Origin of the sequence: Pseudomonas sp. NPDC087803, assembly GCF_044742995.1 — a bacterium.
GTDB lineage: Bacteria > Pseudomonadota > Gammaproteobacteria > Pseudomonadales > Pseudomonadaceae > Aquipseudomonas.
Window position 1 is genome coordinate 1 of record NZ_JBIUVO010000119.1, and the last position, 4,863, is coordinate 4,863.

The following is a 4,863-nucleotide window of genomic DNA, read 5'->3' on the forward strand; positions in this document are numbered from 1 at the left end:
GCGTGCGCATGGCACTTTGTGCCACTGCGATCCCACGCCCGGCACGACGAGCAATTTCCTCGGCGTTGCGCTGAAGTACGTTGAAGGTACCGCCACCGACGGTCCCTAACCCACAGATGCCTACTTTGACCGGATTCACTGTGAACTCCCCATGAAACGGCCGACTCGAGGTCGGCCGGAAAACAACCGCGTACTCGCGGCTCTCTATTAATGGCCCGGCGCTGCTGCTGCCGGACCATGATCGTCAACGGCTGACCGTGACGATGCGAATTACTTGGCGCCCAGCGCCAGTTTGGCGACTTGTGGCGCAGGCTGGTAGCCCGGAATGACCTGGCCGTCGGCCAAAACGATGGCCGGCGTGCCGTTCACGCCGATCGACTGACCGAGGGCAAACTGTTTGGAAACCGGGTTCGCGCACTTGGCGGCCTTGATTTCCTTGCCATCGACCATTTTGTCCATGGCGGCTTTCTTGTCGGTCGAGCACCACACGGCTTGCAGTTGCTCATCACCTGGCGAGCCGAGGCCCTGACGCGGGAAGGCTACGTAACGCACTTCGATGCCGCGCTTGTTCAGCTCCGGCACTTCGGCGTGCAGCTTGTGACAGTACGGGCAGGTGGTGTCGGTGAACACGGTGATGTGCGATTTGGTCTCGCCCACGGCCGGGTAGACCACGGTTTCAGCCACCGGAATGGCGTTGATCAGTTTAGAGACGCCCAGACGCTCGGTCTTCTCGGTCAGGTTGACCGGTTTGCCGTCCTTGAGCTGGAACAGATAGCCCTGGACGATGTACTGGCCGTCGGCGCTGGCGTACAGCACGCGGCTGCCCTTGAGCTTGACTTCATACATGCCCGGCAACGGGCTGGCGCTGATGCTTTCGACCGGAACCTCGAGTTCGAGTTTTTCCAGGCTTTGACGAATGGCTTTGTCAGCCGCGTCATCGGCGACGGCAAAGGTGCTGACCAACGCAATGGCGGCGGCGGCGAAAATCTGGGTCAGACGCATGAGAACTCCTGAAGGCGGACAAATGAAACGGTCAGAACGCCCGTGCCGGAACACCGGGTCATAATCGTCCATCGTGCAAACCGGGAAAGCCTACCACATAAGGCTCGCATGGCCGAATGCGCCTGTCGCCAGAGATTCACTGCAGGGGATGACTCGAATTTCCCTGTGGCGAGGGAGCTTGCTCCCGCTCGGCTGCGCAGCAGTCGTAGATATTTCACAACCGATGCGACTGCCATATTTTGGGGGGCGCTTCGCACCCCAGCGGGAGCAAGCTCCCTCGCCACAAAAAGCTGACTTTGCATCAGCCTCTTGGGTGATGTTTGGCGTGCAGGTCTTGCAGGCGGGCGCGGGCGACATGGGTATAAATCTGCGTGGTCGACAAATCACTGTGGCCGAGCAGCATCTGCACCACCCGCAGGTCGGCGCCGTGGTTGAGCAAGTGCGTAGCGAAGGCGTGGCGCAAGGTGTGCGGCGACAGCGATTTGCCGATCCCGGCGACCTTGGCCCAATGCTTGATCCGGTGCCAGAAGGTCTGGCGGGTCATCTGCTCGCCGCGCTGGCTGGGGAACAGCACGTCACTGGGGCGCCCGCCGAGCAGCTCGCTGCGGCCATCGCGCATATAGCGCTCGATCCTGACGATCGCCTCCTCGCCCATCGGGACCAGCCGCTCTTTGCTGCCCTTGCCCATCACCCGCAGCACGCCCTGACGCAGATTGACTTGCTCCAGCGTCAGGCTCACCAGTTCGGTCACGCGCAGCCCGCAGGCGTACAGCACTTCAAGCATGGCGCGGTCACGTTGACCGATGGCTTCACTCAGATCAGGCGCCTTGAGCAGCGCTTCGACGTCAGCTTCCGACAACGATTTGGGCAGCGGCCTGCCCAGTTGCGGCATGTCGACGCGCAAGGTCGGATCAACCGTGATCAGCTTTTCCCGCAGCAGATAGCGATAAAAGCCACGCACACCGGAAAGAAATCTGGCGGTGGAGCGCGGTTTGTAGTTCTGCTCCAGGCGCCAGGACAGGTGATCAAGGATCAACTCGCGACCGGCATTGATCAGCTCGAGGTTTTTCTCCTGCAGCCAGCCGTTGAACAGCGCCAGATCGCTGCGGTAGGCGCCGCGGGTGTTGTCGGACAGGCCTTTTTCCAGCCACAGGGCGTCGAGGAATTGGTCAATCAGCGGGTGGTCGATGGCAGGCATGGGCGCTCAAGACACACAACCTCCAAGGCTGTGCGCAAATGTAGAGTGAACTGTAGGAATGGCCGCTAGTCTTTCATAGCCCGCCATTTCAAGGAACAGGGAGCTTCAATGAACGAGCAGCAAATTCTCTTGGCATTTGGCGGGATCGGCGCTGCTGCGCTGGGTTGCCAGTGGCTGGCGTGGCGCCTGAAACTGCCGGCGATTCTGTTTCTGTTGCTGACCGGGATTCTTGCAGGCCCGGTGCTGGGCTGGCTCGATCCGCAGGAAATGTTCGGCCCGCTGCTGATGCCGCTGGTGTCGCTGGCGGTGGCGTTGATTCTGTTTGAAGGCAGCCTGACCCTGCATCTGTCGGAATGGCGCGAAATCGGCAGCGTCGTGCATCGGCTGGTGACAATCGGCGCGCTCACGACCTGGGTGGTGATTGCCATCGCCACCCACTTTTTGCTCGGCTTCGACTGGCTGCTGGCGATCCTGTTCGGCAGCCTGACGCTGGTGACCGGGCCGACGGTGATCGTGCCGATGCTGCGGGTGGTGCGGCCGAAAGCCTCGATCGCCAACATTCTGCGCTGGGAAGGCATCGTCATCGACCCGATCGGCGCGCTGCTCGCGGTGGTGGTCTACAGCTTCATCATTGCCCGCTCCGAAGGCAACGGCCTCGAACAGAGTCTGCTGACTTTCGGCGGCGTGATTGTCTGCGGCAGCGTATTCGGGGTGGTCGGCGGCTGGGTGCTGGGCATCATCATCCGTCGCCAATGGCTGCCCGAATACCTGCACAACCTCGCCTCGCTGGCGGCGGTGCTGGGGATTTTCATTGCGTCCAATCAGGTGATGCATGAGTCCGGCCTGCTCGCGGTGACGCTGATGGGCATGTGGCTGGCGAACATGAAGGGCGTGGATGTGCGGCACATCCTGCACTTCAAGGAAAACCTCAGCGTGCTGCTGATTTCCGGACTGTTCATCCTGCTGGCGGCGCGGCTGGACCTGCATGCACTGATCGGCCTCGGGCCACTGGTGCTGATTCTGCTGCTGGTGATTCAGTTGATCGCACGCCCGTTGAACGTGTTGTTGAGCACCGCAGGTTCAAGCCTGAGCTGGCGTGAACGCGCCCTGCTGTGCTGGATCGCCCCGCGCGGGATCGTGGCGGCGGCGGTCTCGGCGATTTTCGCGATTCGTCTGGATCAGGCCGGACATGAAGGCGCGCTGCTGCTGGTGCCACTGACCTTCGCGGTGATCATCGGCACCGTGGTGCTGCAAAGCGCAACAGCACGCCCCTTGGCGCGCTTGCTGAACGTGGCCGAACCGGCGCCGAGCGGCTTCCTGATCGTCGGCGCCAACGGCCCGGCGCGTCTGTTGGGCAAGTCGTTGCAGCAATTGGGCAGCCGGGTGCTGTTGACCGATTCGAGCTGGGAGAACATTCGTGCGGCGCGCATGGAGGGGTTGCCGACGTACTTTGGTAACCCGGCTTCGCAGCATGCCGATGCGCATCTGGATCTGGTCGGGCTGGGGCACTTGCTGGCGCTGTCGCCTTCGGGCGAGCTGAATACCTTGGCGGCGATGCGCTTTCGCCATGACTTCGGTCATCAGCGTCTATTTGGCTTGGCCAGCGGTCAGGAAAGTCGTCGCAGTGACAAGCACCGGGCAAGCCTGGAACATCGCGGCAATCAGCTGGGGAGCGAGGCGCTGACCTATGCCAAGCTGGCCAGCCTGATCAGCAACGGCGCCGAGCTATACAGCACGACGCTGACGGACGGCTTTGGTTGGGAGGACTACCAGGCATTGCATGGCAATCGGGCGACCCTGCTGTTCATGCGCGATGACAGCGGCTGGGTGCATGTGGTGACGCCGGAGACGGCTTTGAAACCGGGGTCCGGGTGGACGTTGTTGGCGCTGATTCAGCCTGAGAGCAGCGGCGCCTGACCTGACGAATTCGCGAGCAGGCTCGCTCCCACAGTGATCGGGGGTGAACACAAAACCTGTGGGAGCGAGCCTGCTCGCGAATGGCGCGACTCGGTTTCGGATCAGGCTGGAAATCCGGGCAGCACCGGCACCGGTCGCTTGTCATCATCAATCGCCACAAAGCTGAACTGCCCATGGATCGCCTTCTCGCGCCCGTCACAGCTCATGCTCTCGACAAACACTTCCACCTCGACCTTGAGGCTGGTGTTGCCGACCTTGATCACCCGCCCCACCAGTTCGACGATGGAGCCGGCCGGTATCGCGTGATTGAAGTCGATGCGGTCGGTGGACACGGTCACCAGTGGCAAACGGCAGAAGCGCGTGGCGGTGATGAACGACACTTCATCCATCCACGCCAGCGCGGTGCCGCCGAACAGGGTGTTGTGGTGGTTGGTGGTCGGCGGGAAGACGGCTTTGGTCACGCGAGTCACCGAGAGTTCGGTGCGGCGCTGGATTTCCTGGTCGCGGGTGGTCATGGGTTATTGCTCGTAAATCGCGGGCGTCCGAATTAAAAGCAAGATCAAAAGATCGCAGCCTTCGGCAGCTCCTACACAGTGGGGACAGTTTATTGCGGGCAACAAAAAAGCAGCCCGTAGGCTGCTTTTTTCTGCATCGGAAGCTGGACTTAAGCCAGTTTTTCCTTGATGCGAGCTGCTTTACCCGACAGGTCGCGCAGGTAGTACAGCTTGGCTTTACGTACGTCACCG

General features: G+C 61.5%; 5 protein-coding genes and 1 pseudogene. 1 reads left to right on the top strand and 5 read right to left on the bottom strand.

All coding sequences use genetic code 11. The features are described from left to right. The 3 genes and pseudogenes from ACIOUG_RS26535 to xerD form a co-directional block, all read right to left on the bottom strand. Nucleotides 1-139, bottom strand: a pseudogene (locus tag ACIOUG_RS26535) (homoserine dehydrogenase); the annotation flags it as partial. A gap of 131 nt (nucleotides 140-270) precedes the next feature. Further along, complete coding sequence (dsbC, locus tag ACIOUG_RS26540) at nucleotides 271-1,002, bottom strand: bifunctional protein-disulfide isomerase/oxidoreductase DsbC (RefSeq protein ID WP_401070077.1); 732 nt, start codon at nucleotides 1,000-1,002, stop codon at nucleotides 271-273. Nucleotides 1,003-1,303: 301 nt separating this feature from the next. Continuing rightward, complete coding sequence (gene xerD / locus ACIOUG_RS26545) at nucleotides 1,304-2,200, bottom strand: site-specific tyrosine recombinase XerD (protein WP_401070080.1); 897 nt, start codon at nucleotides 2,198-2,200, stop codon at nucleotides 1,304-1,306. Between the two features lie 108 nt (nucleotides 2,201-2,308). On the opposite strand from xerD, the gene ACIOUG_RS26550 reads away from it, so the two are divergent. Then, nucleotides 2,309-4,117 (top strand): cation:proton antiporter, encoded by a 1,809-nt coding sequence (locus ACIOUG_RS26550; protein WP_401070082.1) that lies wholly within the window; start codon nucleotides 2,309-2,311, stop codon nucleotides 4,115-4,117. A gap of 101 nt (nucleotides 4,118-4,218) precedes the next feature. On the opposite strand, the gene ACIOUG_RS26555 is transcribed toward ACIOUG_RS26550, so the two are convergent. Further along, nucleotides 4,219-4,632: an acyl-CoA thioesterase gene (locus ACIOUG_RS26555; protein WP_108181783.1), complete on the bottom strand. Its 414-nt coding sequence runs from the start codon at nucleotides 4,630-4,632 to the stop codon at nucleotides 4,219-4,221. Nucleotides 4,633-4,781: 149 nt separating this feature from the next. Next, a partial coding sequence (locus tag ACIOUG_RS26560; RefSeq protein WP_400558050.1) for a 50S ribosomal protein L19 occupies nucleotides 4,782-4,863 on the bottom strand: 82 nt, incomplete at its 5' end.